14 protein-coding genes are annotated in these 16464 nt (G+C 68.6%); 10 read left to right on the top strand and 4 right to left on the bottom strand.

Annotated elements, in window-relative coordinates:
- Window positions 1–5: 5 nt before the first annotated feature.
- From RR42_RS27805 to RR42_RS27775, 7 genes are all read left to right on the top strand, one after another.
- A complete protein-coding gene (locus tag RR42_RS27805) occupies window positions 6–887 on the top strand; it encodes an ABC transporter permease (RefSeq protein ID WP_043354726.1) in 882 nt (293 codons plus the stop codon).
- Window positions 880–1953 (top strand): ABC transporter ATP-binding protein, encoded by a 1074-nt coding sequence (locus RR42_RS27800; protein WP_043354725.1) that lies wholly within the window; start codon window positions 880–882, stop codon window positions 1951–1953. Before RR42_RS27805 ends, RR42_RS27800 begins: the two co-directional genes overlap by 8 nt.
- Entirely contained in the window at window positions 1950–2813 is an 864-nt protein-coding gene (locus RR42_RS27795) for a phosphodiesterase (RefSeq protein ID WP_043354723.1), read from the top strand. Before RR42_RS27800 ends, RR42_RS27795 begins: the two co-directional genes overlap by 4 nt.
- A gap of 490 nt (window positions 2814–3303) precedes the next feature.
- Window positions 3304–3966: a response regulator transcription factor gene (locus RR42_RS27790; protein WP_043354721.1), complete on the top strand. Its 663-nt coding sequence runs from the start codon at window positions 3304–3306 to the stop codon at window positions 3964–3966.
- A 3-nt stretch (window positions 3967–3969) separates the two neighbouring features.
- Window positions 3970–5781: a hybrid sensor histidine kinase/response regulator gene (locus RR42_RS27785; RefSeq protein WP_043354719.1), complete on the top strand. Its 1812-nt coding sequence runs from the start codon at window positions 3970–3972 to the stop codon at window positions 5779–5781.
- Between the two features lie 210 nt (window positions 5782–5991).
- Window positions 5992–7443 carry an aldehyde dehydrogenase family protein gene (locus RR42_RS27780; protein WP_043354717.1) on the top strand — a complete coding sequence of 484 codons (1452 nt, stop codon included), beginning with the start codon at window positions 5992–5994 and terminating at the stop codon, window positions 7441–7443.
- Between the two features lie 133 nt (window positions 7444–7576).
- The gene (locus RR42_RS27775) at window positions 7577–9781 is read left to right on the top strand and encodes a phosphocholine-specific phospholipase C (protein WP_043354715.1); all 2205 of its coding nucleotides are present in this window, start codon (window positions 7577–7579) and stop codon (window positions 9779–9781) included.
- 29 nt (window positions 9782–9810) lie between these two features.
- Here the strand turns inward: RR42_RS27775 and RR42_RS27770 are convergent, their stop codons facing one another.
- Window positions 9811–10443, bottom strand: a complete 633-nt coding sequence (locus RR42_RS27770) for a CDP-alcohol phosphatidyltransferase family protein (protein ID WP_043354714.1) — start codon at window positions 10441–10443, stop codon at window positions 9811–9813.
- Between the two features lie 114 nt (window positions 10444–10557).
- Window positions 10558–11181: an HAD family hydrolase gene (locus tag RR42_RS27765; protein ID WP_043354713.1), complete on the bottom strand. Its 624-nt coding sequence runs from the start codon at window positions 11179–11181 to the stop codon at window positions 10558–10560.
- A gap of 162 nt (window positions 11182–11343) precedes the next feature.
- Between RR42_RS27765 and RR42_RS27760 the strand changes: the two genes are divergently transcribed.
- Together RR42_RS27760 and rrtA are read left to right on the top strand one after the other, a co-directional pair.
- On the top strand, window positions 11344–13470 hold the full coding sequence (locus RR42_RS27760) for an ExeM/NucH family extracellular endonuclease (RefSeq protein WP_173430732.1): 2127 nt from the start codon (window positions 11344–11346) through the stop codon (window positions 13468–13470).
- A 49-nt stretch (window positions 13471–13519) separates the two neighbouring features.
- Window positions 13520–14101, top strand: a complete 582-nt coding sequence (gene rrtA / locus RR42_RS27755) for a rhombosortase (RefSeq protein WP_052495022.1) — start codon at window positions 13520–13522, stop codon at window positions 14099–14101.
- Here the strand turns inward: rrtA and RR42_RS27750 are convergent.
- On the bottom strand, window positions 14076–14540 hold the full coding sequence (locus tag RR42_RS27750) for a DUF2127 domain-containing protein (RefSeq protein WP_043354711.1): 465 nt from the start codon (window positions 14538–14540) through the stop codon (window positions 14076–14078). The two genes, rrtA and RR42_RS27750, sit on opposite strands and share 26 nt — an antisense overlap.
- 127 nt (window positions 14541–14667) lie before the next feature.
- On the opposite strand from RR42_RS27750, the gene RR42_RS27745 reads away from it, so the two are divergent.
- Complete coding sequence (locus RR42_RS27745; RefSeq protein ID WP_043354709.1) at window positions 14668–14895, top strand: DUF3820 family protein; 228 nt, start codon at window positions 14668–14670, stop codon at window positions 14893–14895.
- A gap of 21 nt (window positions 14896–14916) precedes the next feature.
- Here the strand turns inward: RR42_RS27745 and RR42_RS27740 are convergent, their stop codons facing one another.
- Window positions 14917–16410, bottom strand: a complete 1494-nt coding sequence (locus RR42_RS27740) for a fumarate hydratase (RefSeq protein ID WP_043354707.1) — start codon at window positions 16408–16410, stop codon at window positions 14917–14919.
- Window positions 16411–16464 lie beyond the last annotated feature (54 nt).

Below are 16464 nucleotides of genomic sequence, written 5' to 3'. Positions count from 1 at the left end.
CCATGATGACGTCTTCCCGCCGCGGCAATGCCTACTGGCTGCAGCTCGCGCTTACCCTTCTGGTGTGCCTGTTCATGGTGGTGCCGGTGGTGCTGTCTGTGCTCGCCGGCCTCACCAACAACATCTTTGTCGGCGTGTCCAGCGGCCTCACCACGCGCTGGCTGGTAGAGGTGTGGGCGCTCTACCGCAACACCATCTTCCTGTCGCTGGGCATTGCCCTGGCGTGCCTGGCTTGCACCCTGGTGCTGGGCGTGCCCGCGGCCTACTACATGGCGCTGCGGCGCGGGCGCGTGACGCGCCTGATCGAGGAGCTGCTGATGCTGCCGGTGGCGGTGCCCGGGCTGGCCACCGCGCTTGGGCTGATCCTGCTCTATGGCGGCTGGCAGGCATTTCGCACGAGCTGGCTGTTTATCCTCGTGGGCCACGTGCTGTTTACGTTGCCGTTCATGGTGCGCTCGGTACTGGCCATCATGTCGGCCATCGATATCCGCACGCTGGAGGACGCTGCCGCCAGCCTGGGCGCAAACCGCATGCAGCGCTTCTTTACCGTGGTGCTGCCGAACTGCCGCCAGGGCATCCTGGCCGGGGCGCTGATGGTGGTAACGCTGTCGGTGGGGGAGTTCAACCTGACCTGGATGCTGCATACACCCACCACGCAGACGCTGCCCGTGGGGCTGGCCGACAGCTACGCCTCGATGCGCCTGGAGATCGGCTCGGCCTACACCATCGTGTTTTTCTTCATGATCATCCCGCTGCTGGTGCTGATGCAGGGCTTGTCCGCGCTGGGCGCGCGCGCCCGCAAGCACCAGCCGCTTGCCGACGGCGCCGACGCCAGTACGATCCCCGGCACCGATCCGCTCTCCACTTCCGAGGCCCGCCATGCATGAACCGACCACCATCACGCTGCGCCACTGCGGCAAGACCTTCGCCGACGGCACGCTGGCGCTGCAACCGCTCGACCTCGACATCGGCGCAGGCGAAACCGTGGTGCTGCTCGGCCCCTCGGGCTGCGGCAAGACCACCACACTGCGCATCATCGCCGGGCTGGAGTTCCCCGACGCCGGCGGCGTAGTCATGTTTGGCGATAACGATGTGACGCCGCTGCCGATCGAGCAGCGCGGCGTGGGCATGGTGTTCCAGAGCTACGCACTGTTCCCCAACATGACCGTGGCGGAGAACATCGCCTACGGCCTGCGCGTGCGCCGCATCGACGCGGCCGCGCGCCGCCGCCGGGTGGACGAGATGCTCGCCATGATGCACCTGGGGCCGTTTGCCGAGCGGCGCATCGACCAGCTCTCCGGCGGCCAGCGCCAGCGCGTGGCGCTGGCCCGCGCCATTGCCGTGCAGCCGCGCGTGCTGCTGCTCGATGAGCCGCTGACCGCGCTGGACGCAAAGCTGCGCGACGCCTTGCGCGCCGACATCAACCAGTTGCTGCGCAGCCTGCATATCACCGCCGTCTACGTCACCCACGACCAGGCCGAGGCGATGGCGCTGGGCGACCGCATCATCGTGATGGACCGTGGCCGCATCGCGCAGACCGGCACGCCGCAGCAGATCTACCGCGCGCCGGCCAATGCCTTCGTGGCGGATTTCATCGGCACCATGAACCGCCTGCCGGCCGTGCTGGAGGCCGATGCCTGGCGCGTGCCGGGCGGCCTGGTGCCACGCCATGGCACCGCCGCAAGCCTCGCCGCCGCGCCCTCGCCGCGCGCCGAACTGCTGTTCCGCCCCGAAGACGTGGCGCTGGCACAGGCCGAGGATGCCCACCTGGGCGGCTCAGTCGTCACCGCGCTGTTCCTGGGCAACTACACACGCTTGCTGGTCGACGTGGGCGCGCCGGCGCCGCTTGTCGTCGACACCACCCGGCGCGATGGCTGGCTCGCGGGCGACCGCGTGGGCCTGCGCCTCGATACCGGCCACCTGATCACGCTCCCCGAAGCGCTCGCCGCATGAACACCACCAACGACAACCCGGCCGGCACCTACCTGCTGGCCCACATCACCGACCTGCACATCAAGGCCGGCGGCAAGCTGTCCTACCGCATGGTAGACACCGCAGGCGCGCTGCGGCGCTGCATCGCGTCGCTGCTGGCGGCGCCGCAGCAGCCCGACTCCGTCGTCATCACCGGCGACCTGGTGGACTTCGGCACCGAGGAGGAATACCGCTTCCTGCGCGGCATCCTGCAAACGCTGCCGATGCCGGTGCGGCTCTTGCCCGGCAACCATGATCACCGCGCCACGCTGCGCCGCGTGTTTGCCGATCACGATTACCTGTTCGCCAACGGCGACGGCGACGCGCCGGTTCACTACAGTGTGGAGGCCGGGCCACTACGCCTGGTGGCCTTCGACTGCACGGTGCCGGGAAAGCCGGGCGGCCAGGTCGATCCCGCCGCGCTGCCGTGGCTAGAGGCCACGCTCGCGGCCGAGCCTGGCAGGCCCACGCTGCTGATGCTCCACCACCCGCCCTTTCACACCGGCATCGGCCACATGGACCGGCAGGGCCTGGCGGATGCCGCGCTGCTGGAGGCGGTGGTGCGCAGGCACCCGACGGTCGAGCGCGTGCTGTGCGGCCACCTGCACCGGCACATCACGCACCGCTTTGGCGGCACCATCGCCATGACGGCGCCGGGTCCCGCGCATCAGGTCACGCTCGATCTCGATCCGCAGGCGGCCTCGCGGTTTCGCATGGAGCCGCCCGGCTACCTGCTGCATCAGTGGGATCCCGCCCATGGCCTGGTCAGCCACGCGGCGGTGATCGGTGACTTTGGCGCAGACCATCCTTTCTTCGATGCCGCAGGCAAGCTGATCGACTGACCGGCCGGTCGACCAAGAAGGCAGCGGCACGTCGGCCAGCAACAGGTTGCATCCCCCAGCGGCCAGCCCATCCGGCAACACGAAACCGTGGCCGAAAAAAAACCCACTGCCGGGTGGTAGTGGGTAACAAAAGTGGTATGGGCGAGTCGCGGAAATCACCCATGCCTGCATGGTGACACCAGACGCCCGCAAACAAAATAATCCTTCCGGACTAGTGACCATCCCCGCGCCAAGCCTCCGGCGCCTGCATGCGGCAGGGCCATCTCCCCCGAGCGCCAGCGCACAGGCCATCTGCGGGGCGGTACCCTGCCAGATGCCACTGCGCCCCACCCATCCTTTCCCCTCTTTAGTGGGGAAATGGACAAGCCCACCATAATCGAGTCCAATTTGCCCTGGCGCTCGCGTAGACCGGAGCACAGCGCGTCACATTTTGATCCACTTGTTCCATCGGCCGCAGCCTGCGCGCCGTGCGCCGGCCACCCCCCAATCCATGCTCAACGCCCACCTGCTGCTCATCGACGACCACACCCTGTTCCGCACCGGCCTGCGCCTGGTGCTGGCGGACAGCCCAAGCGTGGCGAGCATCATCGAGGCGGGCTCCGTCATGGGCGCGGTGGAGGCACACCGTGCCGCCAGCGTGGATATCATCCTGCTGGACATCCAGATGCCCGGCCTCAACGGGATCGAGGGCATCAAGGTCTTGCGCCGCCACTTCTGCGCAGCACGCATCCTGATCGTGTCGGGCACCTCCGGACTGGAAACCATTCCCGCCGCCGCGCGCAAGGAAATTGCCGGCTTCCTGCCAAAATCCGCGAGCAGCGTCGAGATCGAAGACGCCATCGCCTCTTGCCTTCGCGGTGACACCTACTTCAACGCCGTCCCTGCCGGCGCCGGCTGCGGCAACCCGGATGGCCATGCCTGCGGCAATCCCTGCCAGGGCTACCAGGCCAGCTCGCTCACGCCGCGCCAGCTCGAAGTGCTGGACCAGCTCAGCCAGGGCCGCTCCAACAAGATCATTGCCCACCATCTGGGACTTTCCGAAAACACGGTGCGCGTGCACGTGGCGGCCATTCTCGATTACCTGGGCGTGGTCAGCCGGGTCGAGGCGGTGCTGGAAGCCCAGCGCCGCGGCCTGGTGCAGACGGGCAGGTAAGCCATGGCGCTTCTCCTCCCCCGCTTTGACGAACCGCGGCTGCTGGCCGCGCAAATGGAGCTGATCGACCAGAGCTTCGGCATCGCCATGCTGGGCTGCGCGCTGGCGGCGTTCATCCTGGCCCTTGGGCTGGTCCTCGGCGGCGGGCATCCGGGTGCGCTGCCCTGGGCGCTGACAATGGGGCTGGCCTGCGCCGCCGGGCATTTCGGGCGGCGCCTGATACCCGAACGCACGGCCGAAGCCCATGCCGGGCGCTACGCGCGCGGCATGACATTGCTGCTGACGCTGATCGGCGCGCTCTGGGGGCTGGCGGCATGGCTTTACATGGATGTGAAGACACCCGCGACGGTGATCTGCATCCTGTCGCTGATCGCGGGCATGAGCGCGGCCGCGCTGGCGGTATTCTCCGCCTGCCTGCCGGTTGCCGTGGGCTTCTTCATCCCGGCCATCGTGCCGGTCTGGGCAGTCTTCATCGTCACCGGCGACGTCGCTTACCTGCCCATGTTCCTCGGCGCGCCGCTTTATCTCATCGTGCTGATGATCTTTGCGCGCAACTATGCGCGCGTGGCACGGCACGGCATTGCGCTGCGCTTTGCCAACGTGGAACTGATCTCGCAGTTGCGCGAGCAGACGGCCCGCGCGGAATATGCCCAACGCGAGGCCGAGGAAGCCAACCGCGCCAAATCGGTGTTCCTCGCCTCGGCCAGCCACGACCTGCGCCAACCCCTGCATGCGCTCGGCTTGTTCGTGGTCACGCTAAGCCGCTCCGACCTCACCGACAAGCAGCGCCAGCTGCTCACGCACATCGAGGCTGCCTCCGGGGCCGCGCGCGAAATGCTCAACACGCTGCTGGACTTCTCCAAGGTGGACGCGGGCGTGATCACCGCCCGGCCGCGCGCCTTCCGCCTGCAGCCCTTGCTCTACAAGCTGGAGAACGAGTTTGCGCCGCAGGCCGATGGCCGCGGCCTGTTCTACCGGACCCGGGATACCACCGCCACGGTGTTCGCCGACCCGACGCTGGTCGAGCTGATCCTGCGCAACCTGATCGCCAATGCCATCCGCTACACCACCCATGGCGGCGTGCTGGTGGCGTGCCGCCGCCGCGGCGAGCGCACCATGATCGAGGTCTGGGATACCGGGGTCGGCATTCCCATGACCCAGCATCGCGCGATCTTCAAGGAGTTCCACCAGCTGGGCAATCCGGAGCGGGACCAGCGCAAGGGCCTCGGGCTGGGCCTTGCCATCGTGGAAGGGCTGGCGCGCACCATTTCCACCCGCATCCTGCTGAACTCCCGGCCTGGCCGCGGCTCGGTCTTCCGCTTTGCCCTGCCCCTGACCGAGGACCGCGGCGAAACCCAGAGCGCCGGCCTGCATCACAAGCCAAGCCTGAAGGGGCTGCGCGTGCTGGTGATCGACGACGACCAGGAAATCCGGGTCGCCATGGCGGCGCTGCTGGAGAGCTGGCAATCGGTGTGCCTGGCCGTGGAGTCCGAGGAAGACGCGCTGGCCGCGCTTGGCACCTTCCAGCCCGACCTGCTGCTGGCCGACTATCGCCTGCGCGGCGAACGCACCGGCCAGCAAGCCATGATGGCGATCCGCGAGCGGCTGGGACAAGCCATTCCCACCGTCATCATCACCGGCGACACCGCCCCGGACCGGCTACGCAGTGTCCATGCCGGGGGCGCCGCGCTGTTGCACAAGCCAGTTGTGGCGCATCAGTTGCACACGGCCATGACGGCGCTGCTGCGCGATGCCGGCTGGCGACCGGACATTCCCCGGGGCGCCGCGGACCGGACAACATGCGCCGAAGGCTGACGGATGCGTCTGCCCCACGCTTTTATCCCATCTGTATTCATGCTTTTTTCGTATTAATCAATCCGTCCTATTAATTGGACTTAGTGCCAACGCCCACCCACACTGCTTCGTGACAGCAGGCACGGGCGTCACCGGCAAGCCGTATTGCTTGCGCTAACGTGCCGCGAGGTTCACCGCCCCCAAGTCACCGACCCCAAGCGAGGAGCAACCATGAGCACGCAGCCCCAACTGCCAAGACACGACCTGCTGATCGACGGCAAGCGCCTGCCACCCGGCACCGGTGAGTATTCCACCGACATCAATCCGGCCACGGAGCTCCCGATCGCCCTGGTCGCGCAAGGCAGCGCGGCCGACGTCGACCTGGCCGTGAGCGCCGCGCGCGCCGCGCTCAAGGTCTGGTGCGGCCTGCGCGCGGCCGAGCGTGGCCGCATCCTGTACCGCTTTGCCGACCTGCTGGAAGCGAACCAGGAAGAGCTGACCGCGCTGGAAAGCCTGGATGCCGGCAAGCCGCTGGCCGCCGTGCGGCGCCAGGACATGCCGGCGGTGATCGACACCGTGCGCTATTACGCAGGCTGGGCCGACAAGATCAACGGCCAGGTGGTGCCAACCCGCCCCGGCGCGCTGACCTACACCGTGCGCGAGCCGGTGGGCGTGGTCGCCGCCATCGTGCCGTGGAATTTCCCGCTGATGATTGGCATGTGGAAGATCGCCCCCGCGCTGGCCTGCGGCTGCACCCTCATCGTCAAACCCGCCGAGATCACGCCGCTGACCGCGCTGCGCGTGGGCGAGCTGGCACTGCAGGCCGGCTTGCCGCCCGGCGTGCTCAATATCGTCACCGGCAAAGGCAGCGTCGTGGGCAATGCGCTGGTAGCCCACCCCGGCATCGACAAGGTGACGTTCACCGGCTCGCCCGGCGTGGGGCGCGGCATCATGCAAGGCGCCGCCGCCAACTTCAAGCGCATCACGCTGGAGCTAGGCGGCAAGTCCGCCAACCTGATCTTCGCCGACGCCAATGTGGATGCCGCGGTGCGCGCCGCCGCCTCCGGCATCTTCTTCAATGCCGGGCAAGTCTGCTCGGCCGGCTCGCGCATCCTGGCGCAGCGCGAGGTCTATGACGAAGTGGTGGAAAAGCTGGCGGCGCGCGCCGCCTCGATCCGCGTGGGAGACCCCGCCGCGCCGGACACCACCATGGGGCCGCTGGTGTCGTCCACGCAGATGAAGACCGTGCTGGACTATGTGGAAATCGGCAAGCGCGAAGGCGCCATTGCCGTGACCGGCGGCGAGCGCGTGGGCGGCAAGGGCTACTACGTGCAGCCCACCGTGTTCGCCAACGTCGGGCACGAGATGCGGGTCTCGCAGGAGGAAATCTTCGGGCCGGTCGCCAGCGTGATCCGCTTCGAGGACGAAGCCGACGCCGTGCGCATCGCCAACGGCACCGCCTTCAGCCTGGCCGCGGGCGTGTGGAGCGCCGACATCGGCCGCGTGCACCAGGTGGCCGCCGAGCTCAAGGCCGGCACCGTGTGGATCAACACCTATGGCCATACCGACGTACGCCTGCCCTGGGGCGGGGCCGGCGACTCGGGGCTGGGCCGGGAGCATGGCGACGCTGCCATCGACAACTTCACCGAGCCCAAGGCGATCTGGCTGTCGCTGCGGCAATAGTGGCCAACCTGCGGCGCGGGCGCGCAGCCGGCGCGCCCGCGCCGCGTTAAGATGGCGGGCATGCGATAACAAGCCGTCCCGCAGCGCGTCCGATCCGCATCCGATCCGCACCCAATCCGCGCCACGCCCTTTCATGCCCGACAGACGTAGATTCCTGCGTTCGGCGGCTGGCACCGTCGCCGCCGCCAGCACGCTTGGCCTGCTGCCGCCAGCCATCCGCAAGGCACTGGCCATTCCCGCCAACCATCGCGCCGGCACCCTGCGCGACGTTGAGCATATCGTGGTGCTGATGCAGGAAAACCGCGCCTTCGACCATTATTTTGGCGCAATGCGGGGCGTGCGCGGCTTTGCCGACCGCTTCCCGGTGCCGGTGGCCGATGCCCCGGGCCTTACCGGCAAGACGGTTTGGTACCAGCGCGACGAAAGCCAGCCTGGCGCGCCTGCCACGCTGGCGCCGTTCCACCTGGACACCGGGCGCCTGTTCGAGCTGATGCGCATCACCGGCACGCCCCACACCTGGTCGAACACCCAGGACGCCTGGGGCGAAGGCTGCATGCAGCACTGGCCCACCTTCAAGAATGGCCACGCCATGGGCTACTTCAGCCAGGCCGACGTGCCCTTCCAGTACGCGCTCGCCGAGGCCTTTACCGTGGCAGACGCCTATCATGCCTCGTTTCTCGGGGGCACCAATACCAACCGCTGCTTCCTGTGGAGCGGCACCAACGACCCGCTGGGCAAGGGCAACGGCCCGGCCATCGGCAACACCTACAACAAGCTGGGCGGCGGCAAGCCCGACGGCGGCTATGCCTGGACCACCTATCCCGAGCGGCTGGAAGCCGCCGGCGTGTCCTGGCAGATCTACCAGGACATGGCGAACAACTTCGCGCTCAATGCCACCGCCGGTTTCAAGCGCTATCGTGACGCCTTTCGCGGCGCGCCTGGCGCGCAGGCCACGCTCAAGGACAAGGCGCTCTCCACGCGCAGCCTGGGCCTGTTGCGCCAGGACGTGCTCGATGGCCGCCTGCCACAGGTGTCGTGGATCTGCCCCACCCGCCAGGGATCGGAGCATCCCGGGCCGTCCAGCCCGGCCCAGGGCGCCGCCTACGTCAGCGCCGTGCTCGACGCGCTTATTGCCGACCCGGCCGTGTGGAGCAAGACCGTGCTGCTGCTGATGTTCGATGAGAACGACGGCTTCTTCGACCATGTGCCGCCGCCGGCAGCGCCGTCTTACCTCTCGTGGCATGCAGACCCGGCGCAAGCTGTGCTTGCCGGGGCCTCCACGGTCGACACCCGTGGCGAGTACCACGGCCTGATCACCGGGGTGGAAGCCGACGACCATCCGCGCTACCTCCACCGGCCCTACGGCCTGGGCATGCGCGTGCCAATGGTGGCGATCTCGCCCTGGAGCAAGGGCGGCTGGGTCAACTCCGAAGTGTTCGACCATACGTCGGTGATCCGCTTCATCGAGGCCCGCTTCGGTGTGCCCGAGCCCAACATCACGCCGTGGCGCCGCGCGGTCTGCGGCGATCTCACGTCGCTATTCGATTTCGCCACGCCAAACCACGCCAGCGTCGTGGCCTCGCTGCCGGCCACCGCCGCGCTTGCCTCCCGGGCGGGCGCGCTGCCCGGCACGCGTACGCCTGCCATCCCGGCGCTTGCCGAATTGCCCAGCCAGGCCAGCGGCACGCGCCCGTCGCGAGCCCTGCCATACGCGCTGCACGCGCAGGCCCTGGCCGATGCCGGCCATGCGGCAGTACACCTGAGCTTGGCCAGCAGCGGCCAGGCAGGGGCGGTATTCCACGTCTACGACAGGCTGCACCTGGACCGTGTGCCGCGCCGCTATACCGTCGAAGCCGGCAAGCGCCTGACTGGCACTTGGGACACGCGTGCCGACGGGGGGCGCTATGACCTTTGGGTGCTCGGCCCCAATGGCTGGCACCGGCATTTCATCGGATCGGCAGGTGGCGCCAGTATCAGTACGGGCCCGGCCCCCGAGATCGAGATCGGCTACGACGTCCCCGCGCGAAGCCTGCGCATTGGCCTGCGCAATGACGCGGACCAGGCCTGCGAGTTCGTGCTTGCCGCCAACGCGTACGTGGATGGCGCGGCCAGCAACGTCACCGTGCCGGCCCGCGCCAGGCACACGCTGGCGTGGCCGGTGCATGCGTCGGGCGGCTGGTACGACTTCACCGTGACGGTGGCCGCCCTGCCCGGCTACGCGCGGCGCTGCGCCGGGCGCATGGAAACGGGTGCGCCATCGGTCAGCGATCCCGCCATGGGCGGCCGTGCCATCGGGGAGCAGTGGCGGCCGCCGGAATCCTCCAGCCAGCATGCGTGAAGCACCTGCGCAGCAATGCTCGCGCGGCGCTACATCTTCGGGATGCGCAGGGTCTTGCTGATCATCAGCGAGCCGGAGAGCACGAACAGCAGCGCGAGCGGATGCAGGTCCGCAGGGCCGATCGACCACACGCCGCCGTAGAGCGCGTCGCCCACCCGGCCCTGCCACGCGCAAAAGGCCAGCACGGCGGTCAGCAGCACGCTGGTGGGAATCGGCGTGCCCTCGAAATACGCCACCTTGTCGCTGCCCTCGGACAAGGTCTCGGCGGTGACGTTGAAGCGTGCCAGCCGGCTCACGCCGCAGCAGACGAAGTAGATCAGCGCCGCCATGTCCCAGCCGCCGCGCATGCCCGCGGCGAACGCCAGCGTGGCCGGGCCGACTCCGAAGGAAATGATGTCGGCGAGCGAGTCCAGCTCGCGGCCCAGCGCGGAATGCTGGTGGCGCCAGCGCGCGATGCGCCCGTCCAGCACGTCGAAAATGAAGGCCGCAGGCGCCAGCGCTGCCGCCGCCATGAAATGCGCTGACGAGCCCGAAGCGATGTAGAACATGGCGAAAAACACCGATGCCATGCCGCAGGCGGCGTTGCCCAGTGTGAACAGATCGGCAAGATGCAACTCGCGGATCATGGAGAAATGCTTGGGACGTTCGGGTGGGGATGCCATGGCGGCGTGCTCCTGAATCCTCTGGCGCGTAAGACGCAAGACTGTCGGAATGACGGTCGGAAAACAAGGTCTGCCCGCAAGAAGCAAACCAGGCAATCGATCTGGCTGTTCTGGCTAGAAATGCAACCCTGCCGCGCGCAGCGCGCTTGCGGTCCGCGCGGCACTGGCGTGTTGCACGGCCTGCCAGCCCAGCGCGGTTGCCGCAGCCACATTGGCCGCGTTGTCATCGATGAACAGCAGCTCTCCTGGCGCGACGCCCGGCAGGCTGGCATCGATGCGCGCCTGCATGAGCCGGTAGATGGCCGGGTCGGGCTTGGCCACGCCAACCTCGCCGGACACCAGGATATCGCGGAACCATGACAGGAAATCACCGATGCGCACGGCATGCGGATAGGTTTCGCTGGACCAGTTGGTCAGCCCGAACAGCGGCACCTGCGCATCGTGCAAGCGCTGCAGCAGCGCCACGCCATCGGCCAGCGTGCCGCGCAGCATCTGCGGCCAGCGGCCATAGAACGCGCGGATCAGGCCGGCCTGCGCGGGATGCTCGGCCACCAGGGACTCGGTGGCCTCGTGCAGCGGCCTGCCGGCATCCTGGCGGATATTCCATGCCGGCGAGCACACCTCCGACAAGAACCGGGCGCGCTCCTGCGGATCCGGAATCAATTCGCGATACAGGTATTCCGGGTTCCAGTCGAACAGCACACCACCAAAATCGAACACTACGGCACGGACAGTCACGGTATCTCGTCAGCTGCGTTGAGGACAAGGCTGCATTCTCGCAGACTCTGCGCCGCGGCCAATATGAGAATTGGCTCAATCCGCGAGCCGGCCATGGGTCCTACGCTTGGCATCGGCAGTCCATCCGGACCCACATTGCGCCGATACCCTGGAGACCCATCCATGCGCCTGTTCTTGCCAAAGCCTTTCCTCCACGGCTGCCTGCCGCGCATTCTGCCGCGCTGCCTGCCACCCTGGCTGGCCTTGCTCTGCTTTACCTTGCCCGCCCATGCCGACGCGGGCTATCGCGATCAGGCGCGGGCGCTGCTGCCCCCGCCCACCGCGCAATGCGGCGCGCCAGCCACGCCGATCGCGAACCTGCGGGACGAAAGCGAGGGCACGCCGTCGATCGGGCGAAGGGTCGCGCTGGAGGCGGTGGTCACGGCCGACTACTCGGGCGCCGACGGCCTCAGCGGCTTCTTCGTGCAGCAGGCCGACGCCCAGCGCCAGCGTCGTCCAGGCGTGTCGGAGGGCATGTTCGTCCATGCGCCGCGCGCGGCCGCGCGGGCAGGCGATCTGGTGCGCGTGCTCGGCACGGTGGAGGAGCGCGCGGGCCAGATGCGGCTGAGGCTGTCCGGCCCGGCCACGGTGTGCGCGGGGGGCCAGGCGGTCACCCCGGAAACCATCACGCTGCCCACGCCGCACACGGGTTCGCTGGCGGCCTATGAGGGCATGCTGGTGCGGCTGCCGCAGACCCTCACCGTCAGCGAGACCTTCGAACTCGGCCGCTACGGCAGCGTGGTGCTCAGCCTCGGCCGCCCGCCGCTGCCCACCAACGTGGCCTTGCCCGGGGAAGCCGCCGCCGCACAGGCTGCCGCCAATGCGCTCAATCGCCTGGTGCTGGACGACGGCTACAGCCGGCAAAACCCGCCGCGCGTCATCCATCCCGCACCGGGCCTGAGCGCATCGAACACACTGCGCAGCGGGGACACCGTCGCCAATGTGCAGGGCGTGCTGGAATGGCGCGCAAACGCCTGGCGCATCCAGCCGCTCCCCGGCGCGCCGCTACCGGCGTTCCAGCCTGCCAACCCGCGCACCGGCGCCCCGGCACGCGCCGCCCACACCGATCTGCGCGTGGCGGCGTTCAATGTCGAGAACTACTTCAACGGCGACGGCCGCGGCGCGGGCTTCGATGACCCCGGCAATCGCGGCGCAAAGACGGCCGCTGAGTTCGCCCGCCAGGAAGCCAAGATCCTGAGCGCATTGCAAGGCCTGAACGCCGACGTGATCGGCCTGATGGAAATCGAAAACAATGGCCATGGCGAGTTGAGCGCCATCCACCGGCTCGCGGGCAAGCTCGGGCCGGACTGGCGCTTCATCCATCCCGGCCGGGAGCAACTGGGCGGCGACGTCATCAAGGTCGCACTGGTCTACAACGCCAGCAAGGTGGAACCCGTCGGCACGCCGGCCACCCTGGCGCTGGGCGCGAGAACCCGCCAGCCGCTGGCCGCCACCTTCCGCCTGCCGGGCCAGCCCGCCAAGCTCACGGTGGTGGTGAACCATTTCAAGTCCAAGCGCTGCAAGGACGCGCGCGGCGTCAATGCGGACCAGCGCGATGGCCAGAGCTGCTGGAATCCCACGCGCGTGGCGGCGGCCAGCCGCATTGCCGATTGGCTGGCCACCTCGCCCACCGGCGTGCAGGACGATGGCAAGCTCGTGATTGGCGACCTCAACAGTTACGCACAGGAAGACCCGATCCGCCTGCTGGCGGAGCGCGGCTATGCGGATATGATCGCGCGCTTCGCCGAAGCCGGCACCCCCTCCTACAGCTATGTCTTTGGCGGCGAGGCCGGCTACATCGACCACGCGCTCGCCGATGCGGGGGCGGCGAGCCGCACCCTCGCGGCGCGCCATTGGCACATCAACGCCGACGAGCCGATCTCCCTGGCCTATGCGCTGGCCCACAAGAGCGAGGCACAGCAGCAATCCTTCTATGCACCCGACGCCTATCGCTCGTCCGACCACGACCCGCTGGTGGTCGACCTTGCCATGCGCGGCGATGGCGTGGCCACGGGCGGCTCAGCGGGCTCAGCGGGCACAGCAGGCACAGACGGCAGCGCGGAAAGTACCAGCACGCACAATGGCGCCGGCGGTGGCACCGGCGCGAATGCCAGCAAGGAATCCATCGAGAAAGCGCAAGCCGGCGCTGGCGCCACGGATCCCTGGCTGCTCTGGGCGTTGGCGGGCGCCACGGCGCTCACCGCGTGGCACTGGTTTGTGCGCCGCGTCCTGCCGCGCTGGCTGGCGTGAGCCGCGAGCTTCTCCTGGGCGGCCGGCTACATCGACCACGCGCTGGCCAATGACGCCGCGGCGCGCCGCTGGCGGGTGGCTGCTGCTGGCGCTGGCGCTGGTCGCGCTCCAGGCGGCAGGGCCTGCGCTAACGCAGGCCCTGCGCTTTGACCGCGAGGCCATGCTCGCCGGCCAGACCTGGCGCTTGCTGAGCTGCCATTTCGTGCATCTCGGCTGGGCGCATTGCCTGCTCAACGTGGCGGGCCTGCTGATGCTGGCGGCGATCCTGCCGGCGCGCATGCGCGCATGGCGGGTGGTGCCGCCATTGGCGGCCATGACAGGATTGCTGCTGCTAGCCGGCGAGCCGGAGCTGCTCCGCTATGCGGGCTTCTCCGGCATCAACTACGGGCTTGCCATGGTCGCCCTGCTGCCCCGGGCCCGCCGCGATGGCCTCGCGGCGATGCTGCTGGTCGCGCTGACGGCGCGCGCGGGCTGGCAGATCCTGGCGGGGCCCGCCGAGGACGCAGGCGCGTGGCTGGGCGGCCCGGTCGTGGCCAGCGCCCACCTGTACGGCCTGGCGGCTGGCGCATTGCTGGCCTGGCCACGCCGGGAGGCGCCCGCGACCGCTAGGCGCCGGCCGGATTGCGCCTGATGCTGTTGGCCAGGTAGGCCACGATCAGTACATTGGCAATGGCCAGCCCGACGTGAATTGCGCTGGGACGCACCACCGCCTCGTACAGTTCCACCGGAATGTAGACCGCGCCCGACCATACGCCCAGCCATTTCGCCCACACGCGCTGACGCCACAGGCCGTAGGCCTCCGTGAGACGCATGGCTGCGTACATCGCGGCAGATCCGCCAATGGCCCACAGGCGCGCGTCGCTCGGATGGGCCATCAGCGACAGGAAAATGGTCGGGTAGCGGCTCCCCGGGTTCAGGTGCAGGCGGGCGACAATGGCCTCGGCCAGCGCCTGTGCGTCCCGGTGCAGCAGCGCCACCAGGCCCAGCCCCGCCAGGATCACCAGCAGACCCTTGGCGGCCTCGAACAGGGCGATGCTTTTCAGGCCAGCGCCTGTGCCTTGCTTTGCCATCTTGCTTGTCCTCGTCAGCGGTAAGGCCAGGATCGTACCCCGGCGCGGCCGGCGGCGGCAAACCGGGCGCGGCACGCTGGTAACATCCCCCTGCCGGCGCCATCCGAGGCCCGCCTGAGGTTGCTCCATGAATCCCGAACACCTGCCACTCCTGCTCACCCGCACCATGCCCTACGGCAAGTACAAGGGCCGCGTCATCGCCAGCCTGCCGGGCACCTACCTGAACTGGTTCGCGCGCGAAGGCTTTCCGCCGGGCGAGATCGGCCAGTTGCTGGCCCTGATGCATGAACTCGACCACAACGGCCTGACCAGCCTGCTGGATCCGCTGCGCGGGCGCTATCGGCCCCAGGCGTAGCACCTGGGAGCACTGTGGGACTTAGCCCGCAACGATCCGATGTATCGACCGCCCTGTGGCATCCACCGCCACCGTGGCTGGCATATCCTCCACCTCAAACTCATAGATGGCCTCCATCCCCAGTTCCGCAAAGGCCAGCACGCGTGCCTTGCGGATCGCCCGGGAGATCAGGTAGGCCGCGCCACCCACCGCGATCAGGTAGGCCGCGCCGTGGCGGCGGATGGCCTCGATGGCCACTGGCCCGCGCTCGGCCTTGCCGATCATCAGCAGCAAGCCCGTCTGCTCCAGCAACTGCGGCACGAACTTGTCCATGCGCGTGGCCGTGGTAGGCCCTGCCGGCCCCACCGCTTCGTCGCCAACGGCATCGACCGGGCCCACGTAGTAGATCGCGCGATTGCGCAGCGGCACCGGCAGCGGCTCGCCCGCATCCAGCATGGCTACCAGCCGTTTATGCGCGGCATCGCGCGCCGTCAGCAAGCGGCCGCGCAGCCGCAAGGTCTCGCCAACCTGCCACTGCGCCACCTGCGCGGCATCCAGATTGTCCAGGTCGACCACGCGCCCCGGCTTGGCGGTCAACGCGCCGGGAATGCCATCCCAGGTGTCAGCAGGAGGTGGCTCCAGCCGCGCGGGCCCTGAGCCATCAAGCTCCACCGTGACAAAACGCGTGGCCGCGCAATTGGGAATCAGCGCCACCGGCAGCGTCGCGGCGTGACACGGCAGCGCAGCTACCTTGACATCCAGCACGGTGGCCAGCCCGCCCAGCCCCTGCGCGCCGATGCCGAGCGCGTTGATGCGCTCGAACAGTGCCAGCCGCAGCCGCTCGGTGTCGTTCGCTGGCCCCTTGTCGCGCAACGCATGAATATCGATGGGGCTGAACAACGCGCGCTTGGCCGCCAGCATGGCCTGCTCCGGCGTGCCGCCCACCCCGACGCCAAGCACGCCGGGTGGGCACCAGCCGGCGCCCATCTGCGGGATGGCGGCGAGGATCCAGTCGACCAGCGAATCGCTTGGGTTGAGCGTGGCGAACTTCGCCTTGACATCGCCGCCGCCGCCCTTGGCCACCACCGTCATCTTGATGGTGTTGCCGGGCACCAGTTCCAGTTGCAGGAATCCCGGCGTGTTGTCGCCGGTGTTACGCCGCTCGCCCAGGGCCGAGCCAACCATGGTGGCGCGCAGCGGATTGGCGCTGTGCGTGTAGCCCCGGCGCACGGCGGCGTCCACCATCTGCTGCACGGACAGCAACGCGGCTCCATCGCGCGCCGCAAAGCGCACGTCCATGCCCACGGTCATGAAAACCTGCGCCACGCCGGTGTCCTGGCAGATCGGCCTGTGCGCCTCGGCGCTCATGCGGCTGTTGACCAGCAACTGCTCGATGGCATCGCGCGCCGCGCCAGCGGGTTCGGCGGCAAAGGCGCGCTTGAGCGCCTGCACGAAATCAACGGGATGGTAGTAGCTGACGTACTGTAGCGCGTCGGCAATGCTGTCGACGACGTCTTCCTGGAAGATCACGATCATGGCGGGGTGGGCGCAGCAGGCGGGACAACGGCTGCTGCCAGTCATTATGTCTAT

It is taken from the genome of Cupriavidus basilensis (genome assembly GCF_000832305.1).
GTDB lineage: Bacteria > Pseudomonadota > Gammaproteobacteria > Burkholderiales > Burkholderiaceae > Cupriavidus > Cupriavidus basilensis_F.
This window is presented reverse-complemented; position numbering and strand designations above follow the sequence as displayed.